This is a genomic window from Paenibacillus rhizosphaerae, from assembly GCF_014192015.1.
Classification (GTDB): domain Bacteria; phylum Bacillota; class Bacilli; order Paenibacillales; family Paenibacillaceae; genus Paenibacillus_AQ; species Paenibacillus_AQ rhizosphaerae.
Genome location: NZ_JACHXJ010000003.1, coordinates 966,180 through 992,588, shown reverse-complemented (window position 1 = coordinate 992,588; position 26,409 = coordinate 966,180). Strand labels below are relative to the sequence as shown.

Below are 26,409 nucleotides of genomic sequence, written 5' to 3'. Positions count from 1 at the left end.
GGAGCAGTTATGAGGGAAGCGGTATCCGCCAAGACGGTCTGGCGCGAGCGGAAGCTTGCGGCCACGGCCGCAACGAAAGCCCGAAAGTTCACGGCAAGCGACCTGTTCCTGGTGGCAGCCGGATTAATCATTCTGTTTGTGGCGGCTTGTGCCGTCGTGCCGCAGTGGATTGCACCTTATGCCCCAACGGAAATGCGGACGGACAGCATCATGCAGGCGCCAAGCGGCGCGCATCTGTTCGGCACCGACTATTTCGGCCGGGATATTTTCAGCGTGGTCGTGTACGGGAGCCGGGACTCGCTCTTTATCGGCTTTGCTTCCGTCCTCGTCGGCGGCCTCCTTGGGGGAACGATCGGGGCACTGTCCGGTTATGCGGGCGGCTGGATCGACACGGCGATCATGCGGCTCAATGACGTGCTGATGACGATCCCGGGCATCCTGCTGGCGCTGGCCATCGCCGGTGCGCTCGGGCCGAGCCTGTTTAACATCGTGCTGGCGGTGGCCGTATCCTCCGTGCCTGGTTATGCCCGGGTGATGCGGGCGCAGGTGCTGAGCATCAAGAGCCGGACGTTCGTCAAAGCGTCGGCATCCATCGGCGCTTCGCCGCTGCGGGTGTTCTGGAAGCATGTGCTGCCGAACAGTCTGTCCCCGCTGCTGGTCATGGCGGCCATCGGTATCGGTACGTCCATTCTGACGGGATCGGGCCTGAGTTTTCTGGGCCTCGGGGTTCTTCGCGAGGTTCCGGACTGGGGGACACTGCTCTCCCAAGGCAGAGGCTATTTGACCGCGGCCTGGTGGATCTGTACTTTCCCGGGATTGGCCATCACCGCCTTCGTGTTGTCCGTCAACATCATCGGCGACCGGCTCCGGGACCATTTCGATCCGAAGAAAGTTACGCAGCGTTAAAGGAGGGGAACGTCAATGAGCACATTGCTTGATATCCGGGAGCTGTCCGTCGATTTTACGACCCGAAAAGGGACGCTGCAGGCGATCCGGGACGTGACGCTGTCGATCGAGGCCGGGGAAACCGTCTGCCTCGTCGGGGAGTCGGGCAGCGGCAAGACGGTGGCCTCCAAAGCGATCATGCGTCTGATCGACCATGAGAACGGGCGCATCAGCAGAGGAAGCCTTCTTCTGGAAGGCACGGATCTGGCAGGCCTGCCGGAGGCCGAACTGCGCCGGATTCGCGGCAAACGGATGGCGATGGTGTTCCAGGAGCCAATGGCGGCCTTCGACCCGGTCTTTACGATCGGGCAGCAAATTCAGGAGACGATTCTGCAGCATGAGAAAGTTTCCAAGCGGGAGGCCAGGGAGCGCGCCGTCCGGCTGCTGAAACGGGTCGGCATTCCGGAGCCGGAGCTGCGGCTGAAACAGTATCCGGGCGAGCTGTCCGGCGGAATGCTGCAGCGGGCCATGATCGCCATGGCGCTGTCCTGCGGGCCGGACCTGCTCATCGCGGATGAGCCGACTACCGCGCTGGACGTCACGATCCAGGCGCAAATTTTACGCCTGCTGAAAGAGCTGCAGGCCGAGCTTGGCATGTCGATCCTGCTGATCACCCATGATCTCGGGATCGCCGCCGAAATTGCCGACCGGGTGGTCGTCATGTATGCCGGCGAAATCGTCGAGGAGGCGCCGGCTTCCGAGCTGTTTCACCTTCCGCGCCACCCGTATACGCGCGGCCTGCTCCGTTCCGTCGCGACGCTCGACACGGTCCGCGGCACGAAGCTGCATTCCATCGAAGGGTCGATCCCGAGCCTGGCCGCCCTTCCGCAGGGCTGCCGCTTTCACCCGCGCTGCCCCTTTGCCACGGAGCGCTGTATGCAGGAAGCGCCGGTCTTAACCGAATCCGGCGAGCGCCGGAGCGCCTGCTGGCATGCGGAGGAGCTGGTGCAGTCGGAGGCCTGGATGGCCCCCGTGGCTACCGCGGATTCCAACGTGACGGCTGCTTTACGCGTTACAAGGGAAGGCAGCGCAGAAGAGAACATTGGAGGACGCGGCGAAGTCGGATCAGCCGGGGCAGCGGAAGAAGCGGACGTTTTGTTTACGGTAGATCACCTGAAAAAGTATTACCCGGTGCATGGCGGGGGCATCGGCAAAGCCAAGAAGCTAATCCGCGCCGTAGACGACGTCAGCTTTACGATCCGCAAGCGCGAAACCTTCGGCCTGGTCGGCGAGTCCGGCAGCGGAAAGTCGACGCTGGGCCGGGTGCTGCTCCAGATGGAGCGTGCCACGGCAGGAACGGTTCACTTTGACGGTAAGGACCTGACGAATCTGGGAGGACGCGAACTGCGTGCCGCCCGCCAGCATATGCAGACAATCTTCCAGGATCCGTACGGATCGCTGGATCCGCGCTGGAAGATCGGCGACAGCATCGCCGAGCCGCTTAAGGTACACGGTCAGGGGCAGTACTCCCCTGCCGACATCAGCCGCCGTGTCGGCGAACTGCTGGAGTTGGTGGGGCTCGACCCGACGTGGGCCCAGCGGTATCCGCACGAGTTCTCCGGCGGGCAGCGGCAGCGGATCGGCATCGCCCGTGCGATCGCCCTGAACCCGCGGTTCATTCTCGCCGACGAAGCCGTATCCGCGCTGGACGTATCGGTTCAGGCCCAAATCATCAATTTGCTGCAGGACCTGCAGCAAAAGCTGGGGCTGACCTACCTGTTCATCGCCCATGGCCTGCAGGTCGTCCGGCATCTGTCGGACCGGATCGGCGTGATGTACCTCGGGAAGATCGTGGAGATCGCACCGAGCGAGTCGCTGTTTCTCGCCCCGGCCCATCCGTATACCCAGGCTTTGATCGAGGCCATACCGCAGACCACGCCCCGCCAAGGCCAGCCGGCCGGAAGCCTGGAAGGGGAAATTCCCTCGCCGGCCAACCCGCCCTCGGGCTGCCGGTTCCATACCCGGTGTCCGTTTGCCACAGACCGCTGCCGGCAGGAGGAGCCGGCGCTGCGCCAACTGGACAGCGGTCACCACGCGGCCTGCCACTATGCGCTGTGACGGGATAGCCGCCACCTGAACGGGAGGTTATGAATTGTCAGTCACGATGAACGCTGCCGCGGCAAAGGCCGAAGAAGGGCAGGGCGGTCTGCCGTTTTGGCCGGTTCTGCTCACGCTGTTCTGCGGTTCCTTTGTCGGCATGTATCCCATGGTTTCCTTAAACGTTTCGCTGCCAGGATTTATCGGCATCTTTCACACCGGCCTCGGGACCGTGCAGTGGATCATTACGGGTTTTACGCTGGCCTTCGGCATGATCGCCCCCGTCAGCGGCTATCTCTCCAGCCGCTTTGGCGGCAGGCGGATGTTCCTGCTGTCGCTGGCGGGAATCACCGTCAGTTCCGTGCTGTGTTCCTTGTCCTGGAATATTCATGCGCTGATTTTCTTCCGCATCTTGCAAGGTTTATGGTGCGGACTGATTCAGCCCGTTTCCCTGGCCATGATTTATCAGACGCTGCCGCGAGGAAGACAGCCTCTAGCGGTCAGCGTCTGGTCGTTTTCGACGGTACTTGGCACGGCGGTCGGCCCCTCGGTTAGCGGGTGGCTTCAGCAGCACGACTGGCACCTGATCTTTCTCGTGACGCTGCCGGCCGGCATTCTGGCCTGGTTGGCAGGCCGTATCCTGCTCCCGAAGGATGTTCGGGGTACGCGAAAGCGTCTGGATGCCACCGGACTCCTGCTGGCCACCGCGGGCAGCCTTGCCATCCTGCTGCTGTTCGGTAATCTGCACGCCTGGGGCATGTGGTCGGTCTGGACGTGGGCCTCCCTGCTGATTGGCGGTGCATGCACTTTCTTTTTCATCCGGGTCGAGCTTCGGGCGAAGGAACCGCTGCTGAACCTCAGGCTGTTCGGCAATTTCACGTTTGCGGCGAGTCTCGGCGTATCGCTGATTCTGTCCTTTGCCCTCTACTCGGGCGTATACTTTGTCCCGCTATTCCTGGAGGAAGTTCAAGGGCTGTCGTCCTTTCAGGTCGGACTGCTCTTTCTCCCCGCGGCCGCATGTCTGACCCTGGCCACGTTCCTGTCAGGGAAGGGGTACCGCACCTTTGGGCCGGCAGCGCTGATTGCCTTGGGCAGTCTGACCCTGCTGGTGACGACTTTTCGCTTCAGCCGGCTCGGCACGGAAACGACGCTTGTTTCCGTCATGATCTGGCTGGCGATCCGCAACGTCGGTACGGGGCTGTCGCTGACGCCGGCGACCAGCGCGGCGATGGCGGCGGTTCCGCAGTCGGAATCGGGCCATGCGTCGGCCCTGATCAACTGGCTGCGGCAGTTATTCAGCGCGGGAGCGCTCGGCATGTTCACATCGGTGTTTTATGCGCGGATGAGCGTGCACGAGTCCCGGCTGCACACTAAATATGCGGCGCAGGGCACGGAGTGGATACACCGCGAGGCGTATACGCGGAGCATCGACGATGCGTTTTTGTTCGCGAGCATGCTGGTGGCGCTGGCCATTCCCCTGGCGCTCCTTCTCCGCAAACGGAAAGAAGCGGCAGGCACCGGACAGCGCCTGGAGCAGCCGACCGAACTTAACTGATTTTGAATGGATAGGAGGCCAGATCCCATATGAAAGTGGCTGTATTTAGCCTGATGATGAATCTTCCCAATGCCGTGACAGGAGAGTCCCTGACTGCGCAGCAAAAGTTCCACAACGTCATCTCGCAGGCGGTCCTCACCGAGAAGCTTGGCTTTGACGCTTACGGTGTGGGAGAACGGCACGGGGCTCCGTTTCTGTCCTCGGCGCCGCCCATGGTGCTGACCGCCATCGCGTCCCGCACGTCCCGCATTCGCCTGCTCACGACCGTCACCGTGCTGAGCGTCCTGGATCCGGTACGGGTGGCCGAGGATTATGCCACGCTGGATCACCTGTCCGGCGGCCGGTTGGAGATGATCATCGGCAAAGGAAACGACCCCCGGCATTATCCGCTGTTCGGCATTACGGAGGAAGAGCAGTGGGATTCGATGGAAGAGCGGTACAGGCTGCTGAAACGGTTGTGGACTGAGGAAAACGTGACCTGGGAAGGAAAGTATCGGCCGCCGCTGCGCGAAGTGACGACGTTCCCCCGTCCGTACCAGGCCTCCATTCCGGTCTGGCACGGCAGCGCCTCGAGCACGCGCTCAACCGAGCTGGCAGCCCGGTTCGGGGAGCCGATTTTTTCCTCGAACGCCTTCCATCCGCAGGCCAAGTATAAAGCGCTGATCGATCATTACCGCGAGCGTCTGGCCTATTACGGCCATGATCCCGCCAAAGCGGTCGTCGGGGCAGGCTCCGGAAGCCTGTACTTGGGAAATACGACCGAGGAGGCGATCCGGCGGTACCGGCCGTATTATACGGCCTTCAGTGAAACGGAATCGGCAAAGCATAACCAATCGCCTTTTCACAGCCTGGAGGATCAGATTGAAAACGGCCCGGCGCTGATCGGCAGCCCCGAAAAGGTCATCGAGAAGATATTGAATTACCATGAGGCGTTTGGCCATACGGTGCTGAGCATCAGCGTGGACGGGCTGACGGAGACGGAGCAGCAAGAGCAGCTGCAGCGGTTCGCGGAGGAGGTGATGCCGGTGCTCAGGCGCGAAATTCCGAGTCGGGTTTGGGAGAGCGGACCGGTGCTGGCCGGGGAAGAGACAGCGGTTTTGTCCGAATCTTGAGAAGGTTGAAAGGCAATCAACAGACCCGGGAGAAGATACAAACAAGTGCGTAAGTTTACGCACTTTTTTTCATTTTCCTCTTCTGTGTGTCATTTTTGCAATCGGGTCACATCCGGATTCGTAAAACGGACGCCTAGAAGGCAGGACATACGGGATAAAGCAGCGAATGTAGTGCACCAAAATATCCAAGTCAGGAGTGATAACCATGCCAAAGCCGTCCAGCCAGCATGTGGAGGATTTTCTAACCCAGCTGGATCATCCGCTTAAGCTTGAAATAGAGGAAGTGCGCAAAATCATTCTGAACACGGATGAAGGGCTTTCCGAGCATATCAAGTGGAACGCCCCAAGCTTTCTCTTCCAAAATGACGACAGGCTGACCTTTAATCTTCATGGGAAAGGCTTCTTCAGGCTGGTGCTTCATTGCGGGGCTAAGTCAAAAGATCCTGTCGACCTTAGGCCGCATTTCGAGCATGCGAAGGAGCTGTTGGAATGGTCTGCGCCTGACCGGGCAACGATCCGATTTACCGGTATGGAAGACGTTGAGTCCAAGCGGGAAGTGCTGCAGGCCGTCATCCGCAGATGGCTGGACGTCTCCGGTTAACAAGGACAAAGGAAGAAGGCGCCCATCCAATAAAGTAGACTCATCTGCCGGGCCGACTGTTCGTTAACGTGCCGCAGACACCGATGTACAGAATCCTTGAAGCAGCTGGCGCAGTTCATTCGGATGGCTCAGCATGGGCAGATGCCCGGACTCCAGCCGTTCGACGCGCGCGCCCAGATTTCCAGCCATCTGGTCCTGCATGCCGGGCTTCAGCTCCTGATCCTGACCAAGCTTGATGTACAGGGAAGGGATTTGAAGCCTGGACGCTGCCTCCACCCGGTCCGTGTAGACCCGGATCGATTCGGGGGTAAACCGGCGGACGATTTCGTCGGCCTGCTCGTCGGTGAGATCGCTGCAGAGCCCGCGGCGGATAGCTTGTTCCGGAGGCTTGGTCCCGAACAGGCGCATCATCAGGGGCAGCAGAAGCCGCTGCCCTGAAGGGAAGGCGGACGCGAACGATCCTCCGCCAGCCGGGATGACTGCTCCGACGGCGGCAAAACCGGCGACCCGGTCCCCCATTTCGGCGGCGATGTTCAGACCGGGTACACCGCCGAGGGAATGAGTGACCAGAATGAATTTTTCCACATCCCAGCTGCGAATCTGCTCCTTTACATGTGCACAATAGTCCTTTAAGGACAGCTTGCCTGTTCCTCCGTTATCCGTTCCTCTGCCCGGATAGTCCACCGCCAGCCAAGGCGCCGGCAGCTCCCTTGCCATCCTGTCCCATATTCGGGCGTCCAGGCCCGCCCCGGGAATAAATACATATCCGATTGGTTTGCGATCCTCGAGAGCCTTTTCCATTTGAAATCCCCTCCATATTGATTTTTTAATGTAAAGCCGGCAGCTATACTGTCAGCGCATTGGCAATTTTGCGGCTGTTTGCCCTTCAACCCCATCATACCCCCACTTCACTGACAACTCCGGTCAGTGGAGATTGTCGAATGGCCGTTTTCCTAAAATTTCTGTCGATTCCGCGGCTTCCTTGATTCGCCATGTTCCGCGATTGCCGGGGCTTGCCGTCAAATTTCACGGCTTGCGTACATCGTTGTCACAGGTTTGCAATCTCCGGCCGGTAGGATAGGACTTGTGGCCCAAATCCGCAAATGGATGAACTGCGGGCCAAGGAAATGGAGGAAGACAAAGGTGAAGAAGATGAGCGCACCCGCCATGAAGTGGCTGAAAATTGCCCATATCGTATTGGTGTCCTTGTTTTTTGGCGGCATCCTGAGCTCGGTGACCATCAACTTTGCGCTGGGGTTAAGCAGCTATGAAAATACGCTGAAATCCTATAAAGTGATCGTGCTCATCAGCGACGGTGTGATCCGGACGGGAGCCGTGGGGACGCTGGCGGTTGCCTTCGTGTACGGCTTTTTTACGCCATGGGGCTTCTTCAGGCATCGCTGGCTGACCGTGAAATGGATTCTGTTTCTTCTGCAGACGTTTATCGGCATTTTTGTTGTGGATAAGCTGATGCTTGCCAATCTTCATCTGCTGGAGGCGAAGGGCCCGGCGGTGCTTGAAGACTCTGGATTTCTCCGAAACCATGCGCTCAGAAATGTGTTCGTTTTCATCCAGATCGTCCTGACGCTGATCATATTTATCATTTCAGTCCTCAAGCCATGGAAAAAGAAACGAAAATAGCCTTCGTTTCGATCATTCACGCTTTATGCGCGAAACATTACCCCTGTCCCTTCCGGCACAGGGGCTTTACTCGTTGGCAAGAAGCAGCTGGAGTCCGCTGGCCGCCTCTCTCCGGGAACGGTTCTGCGGTGATTCCGTGATATAATGAAGGAACACGGCGGATGAGCCGCCAAAGGGGATGGGAGGATGCGCATGTCCTACGAAGAACGTTTACGACAGTATATCCTGGAAAATAACCTTTTAATGAAGGATTTGGAACGGGTGCGGGAGCTGGGGCTTCCGCAATGCTACATCGCCGCCGGGTACGTCAGGGGAACGGTGTGGGACCGGCTGCACGGATTTGCGAACCAGGCGGCTCATACCGATATTGACGTTATTTTCTATGACCCCGCCGATCTGTCGGAGGAGCGCGAACGGCGGCTGGAGCAGAGGCTGATCGATCAAACCGGGAACGATAAATGGTCTGTTAAAAATCAGGCTCGCATGCATGTCCGCAACGGCAATCCGCCTTACCGTTCTTCAGAGGACGCGGTCAGCTGGTGGCCGGAGACGGCGACCGCAGTCGGAGCATGCCTGGATTCCGGGAACAGGCCGGAGATCATGGCCCCTTACGGGCTGGACGATCTGTTCGGCCTCGTCGTCCGCAGAAGTCCCCGGTTTGAGGATAGAGCCTACTATATCAGCCGGGTACGGTTGAAAAACTGGAAGCGGCAATGGCCGCAGCTGACTATCCTCGAGGATTAGGATATGGCTGACCGGGACACGCTGCCCCCGGTCCTTGCGGGTGTCAGGGTTGACCGATATAATTAAGGGCAAGTTTGCATTCAAGGATTTGGAAGGAGAAGGGTGGAATCCCATCGTGGAAAGCAATCATAACGGGAAACCGTTCATCTATTCCTCCCGCAGCCCCGAGGATACGGAAGCGCTGGCCGCGTGGCTGGCCGGCGTAGCGGAGCCGGGGACCGTGATCGGTCTGGACGGCGATCTGGGGGCGGGAAAGACCGCCTTTTCGCAGGCGTTCGCCAGGCATTTTGGCGTGCAGGATGTTGTGAACAGCCCCACATTCACCATTATTAAGGAATACGAAGGGCGGCTGCCCTTTTACCATATGGATGTCTACCGGGTGTCTCTGGAGGAGGCCGAGGATCTGGGACTGGACGAGTACTTCTTCGGAAACGGCGTCAGCCTGGTCGAATGGTCGCAAATCATCGAAGAACTGCTGCCGGACCGGCATTTGCATATCTACATCGAGACTGCCGGCCTCACGGAGCGAAGCTTTACGGTCCGGGGGTATGGACAGCCTTATGAAGAATGGGTCGGCAGTTTGAACAGAAATGGAGTCGTATCAACATGAATAACGAGAATTCACAGCCGCTGCGGCGGTTTTTGGCGCTGGACACCTCGACGGCCAGCCTGGCGCTGGCGATAATGGAGAACGGCCGCGTGCTCCATACGATCGAAGCTTCAGGCGAGCGGAATCATTCGGTCCATCTGCTGCCTTTGATCCAGAAAGGCCTCCGGGAAGCCGGCGTGGAAGCATCCCAAGTCGATGGCGTTGCCGTCGGCGTTGGCCCGGGTTCTTATACCGGGACCCGGATTGCCGTCACGGCCGCCAAGACGCTGGCCTGGGCCTGGAACGTGCCGGTTGCCGGCATTTCCAGCCTGCATGCGCTGGCCTGGAGCGGACTGATAGCCGGCCCGGATTCACGGGCTCCAGGCGGGAAGAGCTGGGTCATTCCGCTCGTGGACGCCAGAAGGGGCCAGGCGTATACGGCCTTGTTTGCGGCCGGGCAGGCGGTCATCCCGCAGCGGAAGAAGGACGATGCCATCCGCCTGATGCAGCCGTGGGTGGAGGAGCTGGAGCAGCTCCTCTTGTCCATACCGGAGGAAGAATGGCCGGATGCCGTCCATTTTGTCGGCGAGATCGGCAATCATCAAGAATCGGCGCAGCGGCTGCGTCCCATACTGGGAGACCGGCTTCATCTGACTTCCTGCGATATGAAAGGGGAGCCGGTAGGAAAGCTTGGTGCGGACCGCCTCCTCCGGGGAGAGCGGGATGAGCTGCACGCCCTGGTGCCAAACTATACGCAGCTTGCCGAAGCTGAAAAGCTCCTGCGCAAGCCGTGAAGGGAGTCTTTTGACAATCATGGAGCAGGAGATCAAACAGGAAGCGGAAGGATTAACTTTCCGTCCGATGACATTAGAGGATATACCCGCCGTGATGGTGATCGAGCATGACGCATTCACTCTGCCCTGGACGGAGGAGGCGTTCCGGAACGAGCTGACGCATAATCATTTTGCACGTTATATGATGATGGAATGGAACGGGGAACCTGTCGGATATGCGGGGATGTGGACGGTCATTGACGAAGCGCACGTGACGAATATTGCCGTTTTGTCCCCGTACCGCGGCCGCAAATGGGGAGAGCGCCTGCTGCTTGAACTGATGAAGACGGCTTCGCAGCTTGGGATGAAACGGATGACGCTCGAAGTCCGGGTCTCCAACCGGGTGGCGCAAAACTTATATATGAAAATGGGATTCGAGCCGGCCGGGCTCCGAAAAGGGTATTATTCGGACAACCAGGAGGACGCGATGATCATGTGGGCCGAGCTGTTTCCGGACCGCAGTCAGAACGCCCGCGGCTAGGAAGGAAAGTACACAAATGAATCAAGCCAACATACAATCACAACCATGCTATATTCTGGCGGTGGAAACGAGCTGTGACGAAACGTCCGCCGCGGTGGTCAAAGACGGCAAAGAGGTGCTCAGCAACCTGATCGCCAGCCAGATCGAAACCCACAAGGCGTTCGGCGGTGTCGTGCCGGAGGTCGCTTCCCGCAAGCATGTTGAAAATATTACGCTGATGCTTCAGGAGGCGGTGCAGGCCGCGGGCATCACCCTGCAGGACTTGTCGGCGATTGCCGTCACCCAAGGCCCCGGTCTCGTCGGAGCTCTGCTTGTAGGCGTCGTCGCAGCGACCAGTCTGGCGTTTGCGCTCTCGAAGCCGCTCATCGGCACGCATCATATTGCCGGCCATATTTACGCCAACAACCTGGTGGCCGACCTGAAGTACCCATGTATGGCGCTGGTGACTTCCGGCGGGCATACGGAGCTGGTCTACCTGGAAAAAGAGGGCCACTTCGAAGTCATCGGGCGCACGAGGGATGACGCGGTCGGCGAGGCGTACGACAAAGTGGCGCGGGCGCTCGGCTTTCCGTATCCGGGCGGCCCGCATGTGGACCGTCTAGCGCTGGAATCGGAAGAGGCCATTCCGCTTCCGCGGGTCTGGCTTGAGCCGGACAGCTACGATTTCAGCTTCAGCGGCTTGAAGTCGGCGGTGCTGAACGTGGTGAACCAGCGCAAAATGCGCGGAGAGCCGGCCGCGGAGGGCGCGATTGCCCGCGGCTTCCAGGAATCCGTCGTGGAAGTGCTCGTTACCAAGTCGATACGCGCGGTGAAATCTTACCATGCGAAGCAGCTGCTGCTGTGCGGGGGCGTGGCGGCGAACAAGGGCCTGCGGGCGGAGCTGTCCCGCCAGTGCGAGCAGGAGGGGATCGAGCTGGTTATCCCGCCGTTCAAATACTGCACGGATAATGCGGCCATGATCGGAGCTGCCGCTTATTTGAAATGGAAGGAGCAGCAGTTCGCCGGTTTGGATCTGCGGGCGATGCCGCAATTTTCGCTGGAGGAATGGTCCGTCCGCGCTTGAGCCCGAACGCCCGGCCGTACGCTTTCCCGATCATGATACCCGGCCCGAGCCGGAGGGAAATCAGCAAACATAGACCTGGTGAAAGTGAACAGCCTGTTGTCTCGTTGATGAGACGGCAGGCTGTTTTGCATCCTTGGCGGTGATGGCGGTTGTTGTCCGAGAATAGGAGACGAAAAAGCCGCCATGCCGTCGAAGGCTCCTGTCATGCTTGTCGGAAAAAAAAGCGAATCGGCAGATCGGGACCTATTTTGGGGCTATATCTTAGGACCTGGTCCTTGTCAAGATGTGGACAAGGTTATCCACATATACCAACGAAATTGTGCACAACCACCTGTTTCTTAATAAAACCGCTGGTTTATAAAGGGGTGAAAATCGGGGATAGGTTTTTCACAGGTTTCCTGTGGGAACTGTGGATAATGTGGATAATTTGGTGGATAAAGATGGATATTTTACAAAGAGGCGCATTTGCTCAACAAAAAAAGGCCCTTAAGGCCATCTTTTGTTGGAAGTTATGCACTTTTTTTGGGGATAAGGCTGTGAATAAGTGGAATCTTAACATCAAAACTTTTTTTGTAAATTTGACAAAAGTTCGAACATTTGAGCTTCCGCCGGCTCCATTTGTGGAAAATCGGCTTACTCCGCGGCCAATGTCTCCCATTCGGCATAAACCGTTTCCAGCTGGCTTTTCTTTTCCTCCTGCTGCTGCTGATGCTCCTGCAACGCGACATAGTCCTGGTAAACCTCCGGCTTGGCCATTTCCGCGTCTAGTTCCGAAATTTCCTCTTCCAGGCTCTGGATCTGCTCCTCCAGCACGGCAAGTCTGCGCTGACGGTTTCGCTCCTCGCGCTTGGCCTGCTTGTCGGCCTCGAACGAAGATACGCCGGATTTATCGCCGTTATCGTTTGCTGCCTCCGGCTTGGACGGGCTGTTCTTGCCAGCGGCTCCGCCTGCCTGCTCAAGCGCTTCTTGGCTGAGCTCCTCCAGCTCCTGCTTTTTCGCTACATAGTCGTCATAGTTGCCGAGATAATGCTCGGTCCCTTCGGGATGAAGCTCAATAATGCGTTCGGCCATTTTGTTCAGAAAGTACCGGTCATGCGAAATAAACAGCAGGGTGCCTTCATAATCGATCAGGGCCGACTCCAGCACTTCCTTGCTGAAGAGGTCCAAATGGTTGGTCGGCTCGTCCAGTATAAGCATGTTGGCTTCCAGCAGCATCAGCTTGGCCAGCGATACCCGGGCCTTCTCGCCGCCGCTGAGCGCAGCGATTTTCTTGAGCACGTCCTCGCCGCTGAACAGGAAGTTGCCGAGCACGGTGCGAATCCGGGCCTCTTCCATGTGCGGGTAGGCGCTCCAGAGCTCCTCGAGCACGGTATTGGAAGGATTAAGGTTGGTCTGTTCCTGGTCGTAATACCCGATTTTGACCTTGGTCCCCCAGTGGATTGCCCCGGTCTGCGGCTGGCTGCTTCCGATCAGGCACTTGAGCAGGGTCGATTTGCCGATCCCGTTCGGCCCGATGAGCGCGACCGTTTCTCCGCGGCGCAGGTCGAAGGATACGTCCTTAAACAGCGCCTTCGGTGGCTGGAACGACACGGACAAGTCCCGAACCTGCAGCACTTCCTTGCCGGACATGTACTCGACCTCGAAGGAGAAGTGGGCCTTCTTCAAATCGCCGGCCGGTTTGTCCATCCGGTCCATTTTCTCGAGTGCCTTACGACGGCTTTGGGCCCGCTTGGTGGTCGACGCGCGGACGATGTTGCGCTGGATAAAAGCTTCCATCTTGGCGATCTCGTCCTGCTGCTTCTCGTACATCTTCATTTGGGATTCGTACTCGGCCGCCTTGAGCTCCATATACCGGCTGTAATTGCCCGTATACCGCTTGGATTGATGCCGCTCGATCTCGACGATGGTCGTTACGAGGCGGTCCAGAAAATACCGGTCATGGGATACGACCAGCAGCGATCCGGAATACGCGCGCAAATAATCCTCGAGCCAGGTCAGCGTCGCAATGTCCAGGTGGTTGGTCGGCTCGTCGAGCATGAGCAGGTCCGGGGCCTGCAGCAGGATGCGCGCCAGCGCGAGCCGGGTTTTCTGCCCGCCGCTGAGCGTGGCGATCGGGGTCTCCGGCGCAAAGCTGCCAAAGCCCATGCCGTGCAGCACGCTGCGGATCCGCGTCTCCATTTCGTAGCCTCCGTGGTCCTTGAACCAGTCCGAACGGGAGGCATAGCGGTCCAGAAGCTCCTGGTATTTCTTCGGATTGTCCATGACCGCCGGATCGGCGATCTGCTGCTCCATCACCCGGAGCTCTTTTTCCGTTTCGATTAAAGGGGTGAACACATTCAGCATTTCTTCCCAAATGGTGCGGTCGGACTGCAGACCGCTGTTCTGGGCGAGATAACCGATCGTCGTTTCCTTCGATTTATAAATTTGCCCGCCGTCATAGGACATTTCCCCTGCCAAAATTTGCAGAAGGGTCGACTTGCCCGCGCCGTTGACGCCGACGAGGCCAATGCGTTCCCTCTCCTGAACCTGCAGGTTGATGCCTTCCAGCACGGGCGTGATGCCGTATAATTTTTTGATTCCACTCGCTTGAAGAAGCATGTGCCGTTGCAACCTCCATCTATCATCTTAATAAGATCAGTTTACATGAAATACGGAGAATGCGCGACTTGCGGTGCAGGACTTCAGGACAATCTTGGCGAAAGAGAAGCAACAGTGGTAAGATAAGAGCAAATCAACGGATGCAGGACTGAATATCGAAAGCGTCGTTGGATGCCACAGGGGGCGGCTTGAATGAAAGAAGAGAAGGCGCGTCTTCGCTTTGCCATGCGGCAGGTGCGGGATGGTCTGCCGGAAGAGGAGCGAAGACACGCCTCCGATCAGGCTTGCCGTCATGCATGGGCGTGGATGGAAGCGTCTGGCTGCCGGAGCGTAATGGTGTACGTTCCGTTCCGAAGCGAGCTGGACACGCGGCCGCTGATCGAGCGGGCCTGGCTTCGGGGCGTGGATGTGTACGTCCCGCGCTGCCAACCGGAGGATCGTTCCATGACGATTCACCGGCTGCGGCGGTGGGGCGAGCTTCAGGCCGGCGCATACGGCATCCTGGAGCCGGATCCCGGGCAGGTGCAGGCCGAGCCGGACGGAGTGCTGCCGGATGCGGTGCTGGTGCCCGGTCTCGCTTTTGATATGGAGGGCGGCCGACTCGGTTACGGTGCGGGTTACTACGACCGGCTGCACGAACGGTGGTCCGCTGAGGCCGGGGACGGTACCATGCCCGTGTGGGCGGGGATCGGTTTTGCGCCGCAGGTCGTGGACCGGGTCCCCATGGACGAGAACGACGCCCGTCTTCAGGTCCTCATAACCGACCAAGGGATATACACGATGAACGAGGGGGCTGACGATGGATCTGACGCATTTTAACGAACAAGGCCGGGCCAAAATGGTGGACGTCTCGGAGAAGGACGTCACCGCGCGTACGGCGGTGGCCTGCACGACGGTCACGATGGCGCCGGAGACGCTGGCGCGGATCAAGGAAGGGCGGATCGGCAAAGGAGACGTGCTCGCCGTCGCTTCCGTCGCCGGCGTCATGGCGGCGAAGAAAACGTCGGATATCATTCCGATGTGCCACCCGCTGCCGCTGACAGGCATTGATATTCATTTCAGCGATAATGGAAATGATGAACTTTATATAGAAGGAACCGTGAAGACCACGGGCAAGACCGGCGTCGAGATGGAGGCGCTGACCGCCGTATCGGCTGCCGCCCTGACCGTCTATGACATGTGCAAGGCGCTGCAGAAGGATATGGTCATCGGTCCGACCCGGCTGGAATCCAAGACCGGGGGCAAGAGCGGCGATTACAGCCGCGAAGCTTGAGCATAGTCGAAGAAGACCTGCTCGGATCAGAGGGTTCACAAAGATAAGAACTTAGGGTTAAAGGAGGAGGGGTGATCTTATGGTGTGGAGAACAGCGATCCTGACGGCAAGCGATAAGGGAGCCCGAGGTGAACGTGAAGATACGAGCGCACAGGTCATCCGGGAGCTGGTGGAGGAGGAACTGGGCGGGGAGATCGTGGAGTACCGCATCGTTCCCGACGAGCAGGATGATATCATCGCGTCGCTCATTGAATTAACGGATTATTTCCAGGCGGATCTGGTGCTCACGACCGGAGGTACGGAGCTTGCCATCCGGGACGTAACGCCGGAGGCCACCCGCCGGGTTATCGAGCGGGAGGTGCCGGGGATTGCGGAGGCCATGCGGGCGACCGTCATGCAGAAGAACCGCGCCGCCATGCTGTTCCGCGGCATTGTCGGCATCCGCGGACGGACGCTGATCGTCAACCTGCCGGGTTCGCCCAAGGGCGTGCACGAGCATTTGGCGGCCATTATGGACCAGCTGCCGGAAGCGCTGCTGATGGTGACCGGGCAATTCCGCCAATAATCCAGCATTTACCTGACTTTTTTCAAAATTGTCACACTTAATTGATATTGTAATCATCCGTGTTATGGTATGATGGCGGTGTGGCAATTTTATGTCATTGCTGTGAACAAGCCCAATCGACATGCAAACTTCCATCAATGATCTGCTTTACTCGGACACGGTGTGTTACATATCCGGATTTTGGTTAAGAGTAAAGTACAGAGAGGAGAATACTATATGCTGAGTGGAATCGGAGTGCCAGGGATTATTTTACTGGTCATTTTGGCATTGCTGCTGTTTGGACCCAACAAGCTTCCTGAACTCGGACGGGCCGTAGGCCGCACATTCCGCGAGTTCAAGGACGGTGCCCGCGATATCATCGGCGAGGACGATCAGGCGCCGCGCAAGAGCGAGCCTAAGCCGCTGGCCGCAAGTGAAACGCAGCAGCCTGCACCTGTGCAGAGCAGCGCTGCCCAAGATAAGCGCCTGCCGGAGTGATTTCGGGGAGAAATCCAGGCAGTCCATATCCATCCCTTCCTTGCGGGGAGGGATTTTGTTTTGTCCGGAAGGCTTAGGAACCGAGAAGGAAGGTGACCTCACGTGGAAAAACAGGAAGAAATGTCGATCGTCGAGCATTTGGGCGAGCTGCGCAAACGGATCATATACATCCTGGTCGTGCTGGTGCTCGGGCTTGTGGTCGGCCTGGTCTGCGCCAATCCCATCTACCAGTACCTGATCAGCGTCGACTCGGCCAAGGATTTCGAGCTGCACGCATTTTCCTTCTGGGACGGGATCGGCATGTACATGAAGATCGCCATGATCGTATCGCTCGTAGCGACGATTCCGTTTACGGCGTACCAGCTGTGGGCCTTCGTCAGCCCGGGACTCCGTGAAGTGGAACGCAAAGCCGCGCTGCGCTATGTGCCTTACGTATTCCTGCTGTTCCTGGCCGGTCTTGCCTTCGGCTATTACGTTGTATTCCCGATGGCGCTGGGCTTTACGACCCAGGTGACCGAGTCGATGGGACTAAAGGAGACGTACGGCATCTCCCAATACTTCAGCTTTTTGTTTACATTGGTCGTGCCGGTGGCACTGCTGTTCGAGCTGCCGATCATCGTCATGTTTCTGACCAAGCTGCGGATTCTGAACCCGCTGCGGCTGCGGAAAATGCGGAAAGTCGCCTATTTTGCCCTCGTATTTATCGCGATCGTCATTACGCCGCCGGACTTCATTTCGGATTTTCTCGTGACGATTCCGCTGCTTGTGCTGTATGAATTCAGCGTGTTTTTATCCTCTGTCGTGTACCGCAAGCAGCTGGCCGCGGATGCGGCGGTGGAGGCCAGATACCGGTTCCCGGCCGAACCGCAATAAGAGGACACAGGCATTCTTTTTCTTGACGGAAAAAGAATGCTTTTTTCTTTTCTTCGAAAACGCGCATTTCTTTTTCAGAAATCACGGAAAACGGCATATTTCGGATTCGGGTGGATACAATGATGGAGGGTGTCTTATTCGCTGCGGAGGCCTGTAACAGGCTTGTCCGGCGGAGGATGGGACGGGTTCGGCGGAGGTGCTATGAAAAGTGTGAAGTTCTTAGAAAAATGCTTCAAAGAGGACTTGAAATCTGTTCCCAAGTTGAGTATCATAAAAGTGGTTGTTAGCACTGAACGTTGTCGAGTGCTAACAAGAATCGTCAACCAGACTTTAACCGAAGCACAACATACTAAATAAGGAGGCTATTTTTCATGATCAAACCTTTGGGTGACCGCGTTTTGGTAGAACCAATCCAACAAGAGGAAACGACTTCGTTCGGGATTGTCCTTCCGGACTCCGCCAAGGAAAAGCCGCAAGAAGGCAAAATTATCGCTGTTGGCAGCGGAGCCGTTAAAGACGGGGCACGCGTTCCTTTGGAAGTTAAAGAAGGCGACCGTGTATTGTTCTCCAAATATGCCGGAACAGAAATCAAATATGAAGGTAAAGAATATTTGATTATGAAAGAAAGCGACATACATGCAATCGTAGGCTAAGCGTTTCTTTGATCCGGCAAGGATTGAATTTTCGGCGAAGAGCCTGAACATATGAGCAACATCTATATCATTTATGGGAGGTTTTTATCAACATGGCAAAAGATATCCGTTTCAGTGAAGACGCACGCCGCTCCATGCTGCGTGGTGTAGACGCTTTGGCTAACGCTGTAAAAGTGACGCTCGGACCTAAAGGCCGCAACGTCGTTCTGGAGAAAAAATTCGGCAGCCCGCTCATTACCAATGACGGTGTGACGATCGCCAAAGAAATCGAACTGGAAGACGCTTTTGAAAACATGGGCGCTCAGCTCGTTAAAGAAGTAGCAACCAAAACGAACGATGTAGCCGGTGACGGTACGACGACTGCTACGGTTCTGGCTCAAGCCATGATCCGCGAAGGTCTGAAGAACGTAACTGCAGGCGCTAACCCGATGGTTGTCCGCAAAGGGATCGACAAAGCGGTTAAAGCGGCAGTTGCTGAGCTGAAGAACATCGCAAACGAAGTTAAAGGACATCAGGAAATCGCTCAAGTCGCTTCCATTTCCGCAGCTGACGAAGAAGTGGGCCAACTGATCGCCGAAGCCATGGAAAAAGTGGGCAAAGACGGCGTTATCACCGTTGAGGAATCCCGCGGATTTGCTACTGAGCTTGAAGTCGTGGAAGGTATGCAGTTCGACCGCGGCTACATTTCCCCATACATGATCACAGACACGGATAAAATGGAAGCTGTGCTTGAAAATCCATACATCCTGATCACTGACAAAAAAATCAGCAGCACGCAGGAAATCCTGCCGCTGCTTGAAAAGATCGTTCAACAAGCCAGACCGCTTGTGATCATCGCCGAAGACATCGAAGGCGAAGCTCAAGCGATGCTGATCGTGAACAAACTGCGCGGCACGTTCAACGCGGTAGCTGTTAAAGCTCCTGGCTTTGGCGACCGTCGCGAAGCGATGCTGCAGGATATCGCTGCCCTGACTGGCGGCCAAGTGATCACCGAGAAGCTCGGACTGGATCTGAAGACTACATCCATCGAGCAATTGGGTAACGCCCGTCAAGTGCGCGTAACGAAAGAAAACACGACCATCGTTGACGGAAGCGGCGAGAAGAGCGACATCAACGCACGCATCTCCCAAATCCGTGCGCAGCTGGAAGAAACCACTTCCGAATTCGACAAAGAGAAACTGCAAGAGCGTCTGGCTAAACTGGCTGGCGGCGTAGCGGTGATCAAAGTCGGTGCTGCAACCGAAACCGAACTGAAAGAGCGCAAACTGCGCATCGAAGACGCCCTGAACGCAACCCGCGCTGCGGTTGAAGAAGGCATCGTATCCGGTGGCGGTACAGCCCTCGTGAACGTATTCCATGCGGTAGCTGCTGTTGACGTGACTGGCGACGAGAGAACAGGCGTGAACATCGTTCTGCGCGCTCTCGAAGAGCCAATCCGCACGATCGCTGCCAACGCTGGCCAAGAAGGTTCCGTTATCGTGGACCGCTTGAAGAAAGAAAAAGTGGGCATCGGCTACAACGCGGCTACGGACGAGTGGGTGAACATGTTCGAAGCAGGGATCGTTGACCCTGCGAAAGTAACGCGTTCCGCTCTGCAAAACGCAGCTTCCGTTGCGGCTATGTTCCTGACCACAGAAGCCGTAATCGCCGACAAGCCAGAGCCTGAGAAGGCTGCTGCTCCAGACATGGGCGGCATGGGCGGCATGGGCGGCATGATGTAATATAAGGCTCCCAAAGCCTGATTATAGCAATAAGAGAAAGGCTCCCGCGAGGGAGCCTTTTTTGTATATAATCGGTAGGAAACTTACTCGTGTTTGATCGTCTCGTTTAGATTATGCACTTGGAAATTTAACACCACTTGTTGTTCCGTTGGAAAGTAACTGTCATTCTCTGTCTCCCGAACCTGCATCGCCTCCCAACTGCTGCTCCATCTGATTGATCAATCGATTCATATATTCGCTTAATTTGGCCTGCTCTTCTTCATTCAGGCAATCGAAGAGCTTATTCTCATCCTGCTGCTGCTGTTCGAGCTGATCGGCGGCTTTCGCCCCGGCTTCCGTCAGTTTTACGTTCATGACCCTGCGGTCATCTTCCGACGGGGCTCTGGTGATTAAGCCATTCCGCTCGAGTTTGGTGAGGAGCTCGCCAAGAGACTGATTACGCATATTGAGCAAATACGTCAACTCCTTTTGCGTAATTTCAGGTTTTATTTTCAGAAGCGCGAGCACTCGTCCTTGTCCCCGGTGGGGATCTCCGAAATGATCCTGATCTCCGCGAACATGAAACTGATATCTGCGCAATAGTTTCATAAACTGGAATATCTCTTCCATTAAGCTTGTATTGTTTTCGTTCATGGTTCGTTCCTCCTTAATATTCAGGTACCTGATAATAAGGTACCTTGACATAATCATACAGGTACCTTATTATCAAGTCAATAATCTGATCAATGTATCCATAACCATAGGGAGGGTGACCCATGTCCAAAATGTATGGGGGAGGCATGCCAGGGGCGGGCTTTGGCAGGATGAAATTCGATGACACTCAGCAGAAACCCAATATGTCGAAGGCTATGCTGATTCGTATTTTCAAGTATTTCAAGCCATATTGGAAGCAGACGATGCTGGTGCTGTTGATCCTGCTGGTTTCGTCTTTATTGGGGCTGCTGCCTCCGATTCTGATCCAGCGGATCGTCGATCATGCGCTTCCGGACAAAAATATGAGACTTCTGGCAGAGCTGGTGCTGATTTCACTGGGAACCACAGTCGTGTCGGGACTGCTCGGCGTATGGCAGAGCTATTTAAACTCTTTTATCTCTCAGAGTATCGTTTTCGATATGAAGAATCAGATGTACAGGCATTTGCAGCAAATGCCTCTGCAGTTTTTCTCCGCCGTCAAGCAGGGTGAGGTCATTACGCGGATGACGAGCGATATTTCCGGCATCCAAGGCGTCTTCAACAGCACGGTGATCAATTTTGCCAGTAATCTGTTCGTGCTTTGCACCACGGTTGCCACGCTTGTGGTCATGAATTGGAAGCTAGCCGTCATGGGCATCTTGATCGTGCCATTGTTTATTATACCGACAAGAAAAATGGGCAACGTGCGATGGAAGCTGGCCAAGCAGACGCAGGAAAAAATGTCTGAACAGAACCATATCATTCAGGAGACGCTGAGCCTCAGCGGTTATTTGTTGATGAAGCTGTTCACGCGGGAAGAGAAGGAGTATGACAGCTTCAGAACCATTAACAGGGAGTCGACGCGGCTCCAGATCCGGGAATCCATGGCCGGCCGCTGGTTCATGATGATCTTATCTACGTTTACGAGCCTGGGACCGATGCTTATTTATCTGTACGGAGGTTACCTGTTCATCCATGGAGAAATTACGGTCGGAGCGATTATCAGCTTTGTGGCGCTGCTCGGACGGATTTACGGCCCCTTTGGCCAAATGACGAATCTATACGTGGATATTAAAAGATCGGTTGCGCTCTTTGAACGTATTTTTGATTATTTTGATATGGAGCCCGGAATCGTGGATCTGCCTCCTGTCAAGGCCGTGGACTTAATGAAACAAGACATCGTTTTCAAAGACGTGTGTTTTGCGTACCAGAAGGATAAACAGGCCTTGAAGGACATTTCTTTCACCGCAGCCTCCGGCACAATGACTGCCCTCGTCGGCCCGAGCGGAGCCGGGAAAACGACCATCACCAACCTGATTCCGCGTCTTTACGAGATGGATGCCGGAAGCATCTGCATCGGAGGGACGGATATTCGCGATATGACGCTGGAATCCTTGCGCTCGCAAATTGGCCTCGTCACACAGGATAGTTACCTCTTCAACGGAACGATACGAGAGAACTTGTTGTACGCAGATAGCGGTGCGAGCGAGGAAGAGATGATCAAGGCCTGCAAAGCGGCGTATATTCATGATTTAATCACCGGGCTACCCGAAGGGTACGACACGGTCGTCGGAAACCGGGGAATCAAGCTGTCCGGAGGCGAGAAACAGAGAATTTCCATTGCGAGAGTTCTTTTGAAAAACCCGTCCATTATTATTATGGATGAGGCTACCTCATCGCTGGACACGGCATCGGAATATTACATTCAAAAAGCGATGCATCTCCTTCTGAGGGACAAAACGAGCATCGTGATCGCCCACCGCCTCTCCACGATCATGGCCGCCGACAAGATTCTCGTCGTTAAGGACGGAGCTATTATTGAGGAGGGAAATCATGGAGAACTTCTACTTAAAAACGGGGTTTATACCGATCTGCACAGCAAGCAGTTTGAACGAAAAGCATTCAGCACCGAATTGTAGTCTACGATATGACATTTTTCATACCCCCGGCCCGACGTTCATGACTTCCCTGGAGTAGGACGTCGGACGGAGGGTGGATGGGGAAACACGAAGGAAATCGCCAGTCCACGAACCGGCTGGAAGCCAGTACGCGGTCTAAAGAGAAGGGCTCAAATGACTGGAAACGCGTAAACGTTAGGTACATTCCTCCATGTACTTGACGTTTTTTTGCTGCCGGAACAGCGAAACGCATATGAACCTGCTTATTGTTATGGGCGGCTTGATGCAGACTAGGCATTTCAAAGCCTCCGGCCGCAACCGCATAACAAGGTGGGAGCATGGCTAATCGTTGCGGATCAGGCCGAGATCGTCCTGCTGCTGGTTTCCGTGCTATCCGTAACGCGCATGATGATGCTGCTCAGCCGGAAATCCTGACTCTTCCTGTGCGGTTATCGACCTAATTTGCGGCTATTTCTAGGACATCTTCCTGATTTTACATTGCGATAACATTTCGAGATTAATATATGAGAGAAAATGTAGATTTAAGGTGTGGTGAACAGGTTGATAGCTGCAATCGTCGACGTCGGATCGAACACGATCCGTCTGACCGTATACCAATACGAAGGTCAGGATACACAGGTATTATTTCATCGCAAGACTATGGCCGGGCTCGTCCATTATATCGACAGGAAGCGCATGAGTGACGCCGGCATACGCGTCGTCTGCCAGACCCTGAACGACTATATGAGCATGCTGAAGCAGCTGCCCGTAACACCGGATAGCATTCATGTGTTTGCAACGGCCGCCATCCGCAATATCGCCAATACCCGGCAAGTGGTCGATGCGATCCGCGAGAGCGCCGGCATTGAGGTGGAGGTGATTTCAGGCGATGAAGAGGCCCGGCTAAGCTATGTAGGAGCCATGCACAGCGTAGAGCTGGAGGAGGGCGTACTCGTCGATATCGGCGGCGGGAGCTCTGAAATTGCCGTTTTTCAAAATAAAGAGATTTGTTACAGCGATAGCCTGCCTATCGGATGTTTGAATGCCTATGAGAAATGCGTCGAGAAAATTATTCCGTCCGAAAAAGAGCGTCAAGCGATTGCGGAACTGGTGCAAAAGCAGCTGGAGGCCATGTCCATCCCGGAACTGGATCCCCTGCCGATCTGCGGCGTTGGGGGCACGATCCGCGCATCCTTCAAATTGAAGGGCGTTCTTAGCGAAACGGACCATGCCAACCAGATGAGCATCGAAGAGCTGCAAGGGATGATTCGGCGTTTTAAAAATCACAAAAAAAAGCATATCGCTCCCATCTTGGTGAAGACGCCGGATCGGATTCACACCCTGATACCAGGGATGATTTTGCTTAACGAAATCGCCCGGTTTTTTCAAAGCGAAGTGGTGCATATCAGTCGCTTTGGTGTTCGTGAAGGGTTTTTATATGATCGCTTAGCCAAAGGAAGTGAAGAGAAATGACAGCCTCCACGCCATTGAAAACACAAACCCCCTTTATGCAGAACCGGGAGCTATCCTGGCTCAGGTTTAATGAGCGCGTGCTTGAGGAAGCGATGGACGAGCGGGTTCCGCTGTTCGAGCGTCTGAAATTCGTTTCCATCTTCACCAGCAATTTGGATGAGTTCTATATGATTCGGGTCGGCAGTTTAACAGACTTGGCCGGTATGAAGGAAGAGCATAGGGATAACAAAACCGGATGGACGGCTGAGGAGCAGCTGAAATCCATTTTTGAGGCCACCGAGCCTTATTATGAGAAGCGAAACGCTATTTTTGCCCAGATCGAACAAGCTTTGGAGAACTATCAGATTTACCGCGTCGGCATGGAGGACCTCAGCAAGCAGGAGAAAAAGTTCATTGAGGATTATTATGCAGAGCATATTTTCCCGGTCCTGTCGCCGATTGTGGTCGATTCGCATCATCCGTTTCCGCATCTGATGAACAAGCAGCAGTACGTGATGTGCAGTTTCGAGGACAAGAACCAGACGCTCGGCATTATCCCGGTCTCGCCGTCTTTTCCGGACTTCATCCAATTACCTGGAGACTCGTTTCGGTACATATTGACGAGCCATGTCATCCTTGGATATGCCAAGCAGCTGTTCAATATGTATAAAGTGAGCAGCACCCAATTGGTAGCCGTTACCCGGAACGCCGATATTGCGCTGGACGACGAACATCTGGAATACGACGACGATGACGATATCCGGCAGCTGATGAAGAAGACGCTTAAGAAGCGGGCGCGCCTGGCACCGGTCCGATTAGAGGTCGAAGGCCAGCTTCCCAAACGTGTCGGGCAATTGTTGTGCGACAAGCTGCATTTGAGCCGCAAACAGGTGTTCAACAGCGTGGCACCGATCGTGCTGAATTATCCGTTCGAGTTGATCCAACGCATGCCGAAGCATTTGGAAATGAAGTGCACGTATCCTCCTTTCAGGGCCAACAATCTTCTCGATACGCAGGCCTACCCTACGGTCACGGAATGGTGCCTGAAGGAAGATATGATGCTCTTTTACCCCTATGATTCGATGGAGCCTTTTCTGCAGCTGCTCAAGGAAAGCGCCGAGGATCCTCATGTCGTGTCGATCAAGATCACGATTTACCGGTTGGCTCAGCACTCGATCATTACCCAGTATTTATGCCTCGCAGCCGAAAACGGGAAGGACGTCACCGTCTTGATTGAGCTGCAGGCGAGATTCGATGAACAAAATAATATTGACTGGGCCGAGCGGCTGGAAGAGGCCGGCTGCCAGGTCATCTATGGCGTCGAGGGCTTTAAGGTGCACAGCAAGATATGCCTCATTACCCGCAAGGACCGGAATAAAATTCAATATATTACGCAGATCAGCACAGGCAATTACAACGAAAAAACCGCTAAGCTGTACACGGATGTCTCGATGATGACCTCGCATGAAGAGATCGGGCGCGACGCGGATGCCTTTTTCAAAAATATGGCGATATCGAATCTGGACGGGCAGTATCGGCATCTGCTCGTCGCGCCGAATCATTTCAAGCAGCCGCTGCTTGAATGCATGGACCGGGAGATTGAGAAAGCGGGGCGGGGCGAGCCGTGCCGGATTTTAATGAAATCCAATTCCTTGACGGACAGGGAAATTTTGCAGAAGCTGTTCGAGGCTTCGGAAGCCGGCGTTCCGGTCCAGCTCATCATCCGCGGGATATGCTGCCTGCTGCCGGGAGTCCCGGGAAAAACGGACAATATTACGGTTCGCAGCATCGTGGGACGTTTTCTGGAGCATTCCCGGATCTTTTGCTTCGGTGCGGATGAAGACTGCTCCATCTACATTTCGTCAGGGGACTTAATGACGCGCAGCACGACCCGTCGTGTCGAGACGGCTTGCCCGGTGTATGACCCACGACTGAAGCAGCGCATCCTACACCATCTGGATGTTATGCTGCAGGACAATGATAAAGCAAGACAGATGTCCGGCAACGGGCAGTACAAACGGCTGTCCTCGCCGTATGAAGCCAACCTGATGGACAGCCAGAAACATTTCATCGAAGAGGCGACGCAGGGCATGGATCGGCGGCAGCCGAGACATGTGCGCTTTTGGCGCAGGTGGGCCCGTTTGCTGCAGCATTGATTGGACAAAATATTCAGTACTATTACCATCCACGATAACAATAGTTAAAAAAGATGACTCCCGTACGGATACAGGGGCCATCTTTTTTAATAGCTGTGCGCCAAATAAATAAAGCTGCCTAGGAGCCTTTCGACCTTCAACTTTAGAGTTAACCTTCCCCTTTTTGAATCCACTCCCCGAACTGCTTCATGGCTTTTTCGCTGTGCACGTATTTATATTTTTTGCCGTCGTCATAATGGAAAATCGCCGCGCTGTCCTCATCGCCCTCGATTTCGGACGTGATCGAGAGAATGCGCTGGGTGTCGAGCAGCTTGAAATTGCCTTGGTCGTCTTCGGCGGGAATCGCCTGTTGCTTTGGTTCTTCTTCCATATTCATCGTTGCAGCCTCCATAAGTCGTTTGGTTTTATTGTACCCGAACGGAAAGCGATTTGCATGGGTGCCACCAGTTTTTCTCATTACGCCTTATTCT

At 55.6% G+C, this 26,409-nt stretch carries 25 protein-coding genes and 1 pseudogene; 21 read left to right on the top strand and 5 right to left on the bottom strand.

Annotation, left to right across the window (positions count from 1 at the left end):
• Positions 1-9 precede the first annotated feature (9 nt).
• From FHS19_RS21390 to FHS19_RS21370, 5 genes are all read left to right on the top strand, one after another.
• Entirely contained in the window at positions 10-906 is an 897-nt protein-coding gene (locus FHS19_RS21390; protein WP_183583782.1) for an ABC transporter permease, read from the top strand.
• A gap of 15 nt (positions 907-921) precedes the next feature.
• Positions 922-3,003 carry a dipeptide ABC transporter ATP-binding protein gene (locus FHS19_RS21385; RefSeq protein WP_183583781.1) on the top strand — a complete coding sequence of 694 codons (2,082 nt, stop codon included), beginning with the start codon at positions 922-924 and terminating at the stop codon, positions 3,001-3,003.
• Between the two features lie 34 nt (positions 3,004-3,037).
• The gene (locus FHS19_RS21380; RefSeq protein ID WP_246426711.1) at positions 3,038-4,537 is read left to right on the top strand and encodes a DHA2 family efflux MFS transporter permease subunit; all 1,500 of its coding nucleotides are present in this window, start codon (positions 3,038-3,040) and stop codon (positions 4,535-4,537) included.
• Between the two features lie 29 nt (positions 4,538-4,566).
• Entirely contained in the window at positions 4,567-5,649 is a 1,083-nt protein-coding gene (locus tag FHS19_RS21375; protein WP_183583780.1) for an LLM class flavin-dependent oxidoreductase, read from the top strand.
• A gap of 205 nt (positions 5,650-5,854) precedes the next feature.
• The gene (locus FHS19_RS21370) at positions 5,855-6,250 is read left to right on the top strand and encodes a DUF1801 domain-containing protein (RefSeq protein WP_183583779.1); all 396 of its coding nucleotides are present in this window, start codon (positions 5,855-5,857) and stop codon (positions 6,248-6,250) included.
• Positions 6,251-6,313: 63 nt separating this feature from the next.
• Here FHS19_RS21370 and FHS19_RS21365 read toward each other — a convergent pair whose 3' ends face one another.
• Positions 6,314-7,051 (bottom strand): alpha/beta fold hydrolase, encoded by a 738-nt coding sequence (locus FHS19_RS21365; RefSeq protein ID WP_183583778.1) that lies wholly within the window; start codon positions 7,049-7,051, stop codon positions 6,314-6,316.
• Between the two features lie 351 nt (positions 7,052-7,402).
• On the opposite strand from FHS19_RS21365, the gene FHS19_RS21360 reads away from it, so the two are divergent.
• The 6 genes from FHS19_RS21360 (at position 7,403) to tsaD (ending at position 11,601) form a co-directional block, all read left to right on the top strand.
• The gene (locus FHS19_RS21360; protein WP_246426763.1) at positions 7,403-7,891 is read left to right on the top strand and encodes a DUF2269 domain-containing protein; all 489 of its coding nucleotides are present in this window, start codon (positions 7,403-7,405) and stop codon (positions 7,889-7,891) included.
• A gap of 192 nt (positions 7,892-8,083) precedes the next feature.
• Positions 8,084-8,635: a nucleotidyltransferase family protein gene (locus FHS19_RS21355; protein ID WP_183583776.1), complete on the top strand. Its 552-nt coding sequence runs from the start codon at positions 8,084-8,086 to the stop codon at positions 8,633-8,635.
• A gap of 115 nt (positions 8,636-8,750) precedes the next feature.
• Positions 8,751-9,245 carry a tRNA (adenosine(37)-N6)-threonylcarbamoyltransferase complex ATPase subunit type 1 TsaE gene (tsaE, locus tag FHS19_RS21350; protein WP_376771934.1) on the top strand — a complete coding sequence of 165 codons (495 nt, stop codon included), beginning with the start codon at positions 8,751-8,753 and terminating at the stop codon, positions 9,243-9,245.
• Positions 9,242-10,018, top strand: a complete 777-nt coding sequence (gene tsaB / locus FHS19_RS21345; protein ID WP_183583775.1) for a tRNA (adenosine(37)-N6)-threonylcarbamoyltransferase complex dimerization subunit type 1 TsaB — start codon at positions 9,242-9,244, stop codon at positions 10,016-10,018. Before tsaE ends, tsaB begins: the two co-directional genes overlap by 4 nt.
• 19 nt (positions 10,019-10,037) lie before the next feature.
• A complete protein-coding gene (gene rimI / locus FHS19_RS21340; RefSeq protein ID WP_183583774.1) occupies positions 10,038-10,538 on the top strand; it encodes a ribosomal protein S18-alanine N-acetyltransferase in 501 nt (166 codons plus the stop codon).
• 16 nt (positions 10,539-10,554) lie between these two features.
• On the top strand, positions 10,555-11,601 hold the full coding sequence (gene tsaD / locus FHS19_RS21335; protein WP_183583773.1) for a tRNA (adenosine(37)-N6)-threonylcarbamoyltransferase complex transferase subunit TsaD: 1,047 nt from the start codon (positions 10,555-10,557) through the stop codon (positions 11,599-11,601).
• A 633-nt stretch (positions 11,602-12,234) separates the two neighbouring features.
• Here the strand turns inward: tsaD and FHS19_RS21330 are convergent.
• Positions 12,235-14,199 (bottom strand): ABC-F family ATP-binding cassette domain-containing protein, encoded by a 1,965-nt coding sequence (locus FHS19_RS21330; protein WP_183583772.1) that lies wholly within the window; start codon positions 14,197-14,199, stop codon positions 12,235-12,237.
• 192 nt (positions 14,200-14,391) lie between these two features.
• On the opposite strand from FHS19_RS21330, the gene FHS19_RS21325 reads away from it, so the two are divergent.
• The 7 genes from FHS19_RS21325 to groL all read left to right on the top strand — a co-directional run bounded on the left by FHS19_RS21325 (position 14,392) and on the right by groL (position 19,761).
• Positions 14,392-15,018 carry a 5-formyltetrahydrofolate cyclo-ligase gene (locus tag FHS19_RS21325; RefSeq protein ID WP_183583771.1) on the top strand — a complete coding sequence of 209 codons (627 nt, stop codon included), beginning with the start codon at positions 14,392-14,394 and terminating at the stop codon, positions 15,016-15,018.
• Positions 14,999-15,472, top strand: a complete 474-nt coding sequence (gene moaC / locus FHS19_RS21320) for a cyclic pyranopterin monophosphate synthase MoaC (protein WP_183583770.1) — start codon at positions 14,999-15,001, stop codon at positions 15,470-15,472. Before FHS19_RS21325 ends, moaC begins: the two co-directional genes overlap by 20 nt.
• 79 nt (positions 15,473-15,551) lie before the next feature.
• On the top strand, positions 15,552-16,037 hold the full coding sequence (locus FHS19_RS21315) for a MogA/MoaB family molybdenum cofactor biosynthesis protein (RefSeq protein ID WP_183583769.1): 486 nt from the start codon (positions 15,552-15,554) through the stop codon (positions 16,035-16,037).
• Between the two features lie 219 nt (positions 16,038-16,256).
• Positions 16,257-16,514 carry a twin-arginine translocase TatA/TatE family subunit gene (locus FHS19_RS21310; RefSeq protein ID WP_076175208.1) on the top strand — a complete coding sequence of 86 codons (258 nt, stop codon included), beginning with the start codon at positions 16,257-16,259 and terminating at the stop codon, positions 16,512-16,514.
• A 120-nt stretch (positions 16,515-16,634) separates the two neighbouring features.
• Positions 16,635-17,387 (top strand): twin-arginine translocase subunit TatC, encoded by a 753-nt coding sequence (gene tatC, locus FHS19_RS21305; RefSeq protein ID WP_183583995.1) that lies wholly within the window; start codon positions 16,635-16,637, stop codon positions 17,385-17,387.
• Positions 17,388-17,758: 371 nt separating this feature from the next.
• Positions 17,759-18,040: a co-chaperone GroES gene (gene groES / locus FHS19_RS21300; protein WP_076174926.1), complete on the top strand. Its 282-nt coding sequence runs from the start codon at positions 17,759-17,761 to the stop codon at positions 18,038-18,040.
• Positions 18,041-18,132: 92 nt separating this feature from the next.
• Positions 18,133-19,761, top strand: a complete 1,629-nt coding sequence (groL, locus tag FHS19_RS21295) for a chaperonin GroEL (RefSeq protein WP_183583768.1) — start codon at positions 18,133-18,135, stop codon at positions 19,759-19,761.
• A gap of 89 nt (positions 19,762-19,850) precedes the next feature.
• On the opposite strand, the pseudogene FHS19_RS21290 reads toward groL, so the two are convergent.
• Both FHS19_RS21290 and FHS19_RS21285 read right to left on the bottom strand, forming a co-directional pair.
• Positions 19,851-19,931: pseudogene (locus FHS19_RS21290) on the bottom strand (VOC family protein); the annotation flags it as partial.
• Positions 19,924-20,349 carry a MarR family winged helix-turn-helix transcriptional regulator gene (locus tag FHS19_RS21285; protein ID WP_204797557.1) on the bottom strand — a complete coding sequence of 142 codons (426 nt, stop codon included), beginning with the start codon at positions 20,347-20,349 and terminating at the stop codon, positions 19,924-19,926. The gene FHS19_RS21285 and the pseudogene FHS19_RS21290, both read right to left, overlap by 8 nt.
• Before the next feature lie 167 nt (positions 20,350-20,516).
• On the opposite strand from FHS19_RS21285, the gene FHS19_RS21280 reads away from it, so the two are divergent.
• From FHS19_RS21280 to ppk1, 3 genes are all read left to right on the top strand, one after another.
• Entirely contained in the window at positions 20,517-22,352 is a 1,836-nt protein-coding gene (locus FHS19_RS21280) for an ABC transporter ATP-binding protein (RefSeq protein ID WP_246426710.1), read from the top strand.
• A gap of 540 nt (positions 22,353-22,892) precedes the next feature.
• Positions 22,893-23,804 carry a Ppx/GppA phosphatase family protein gene (locus FHS19_RS21275; protein WP_183583766.1) on the top strand — a complete coding sequence of 304 codons (912 nt, stop codon included), beginning with the start codon at positions 22,893-22,895 and terminating at the stop codon, positions 23,802-23,804.
• The gene (gene ppk1, locus FHS19_RS21270; protein WP_204797551.1) at positions 23,801-25,939 is read left to right on the top strand and encodes a polyphosphate kinase 1; all 2,139 of its coding nucleotides are present in this window, start codon (positions 23,801-23,803) and stop codon (positions 25,937-25,939) included. Before FHS19_RS21275 ends, ppk1 begins: the two co-directional genes overlap by 4 nt.
• 148 nt (positions 25,940-26,087) lie before the next feature.
• Here ppk1 and FHS19_RS21265 read toward each other — a convergent pair whose 3' ends face one another.
• Positions 26,088-26,315: a hypothetical protein gene (locus tag FHS19_RS21265; RefSeq protein ID WP_089549950.1), complete on the bottom strand. Its 228-nt coding sequence runs from the start codon at positions 26,313-26,315 to the stop codon at positions 26,088-26,090.
• Positions 26,316-26,409 lie beyond the last annotated feature (94 nt).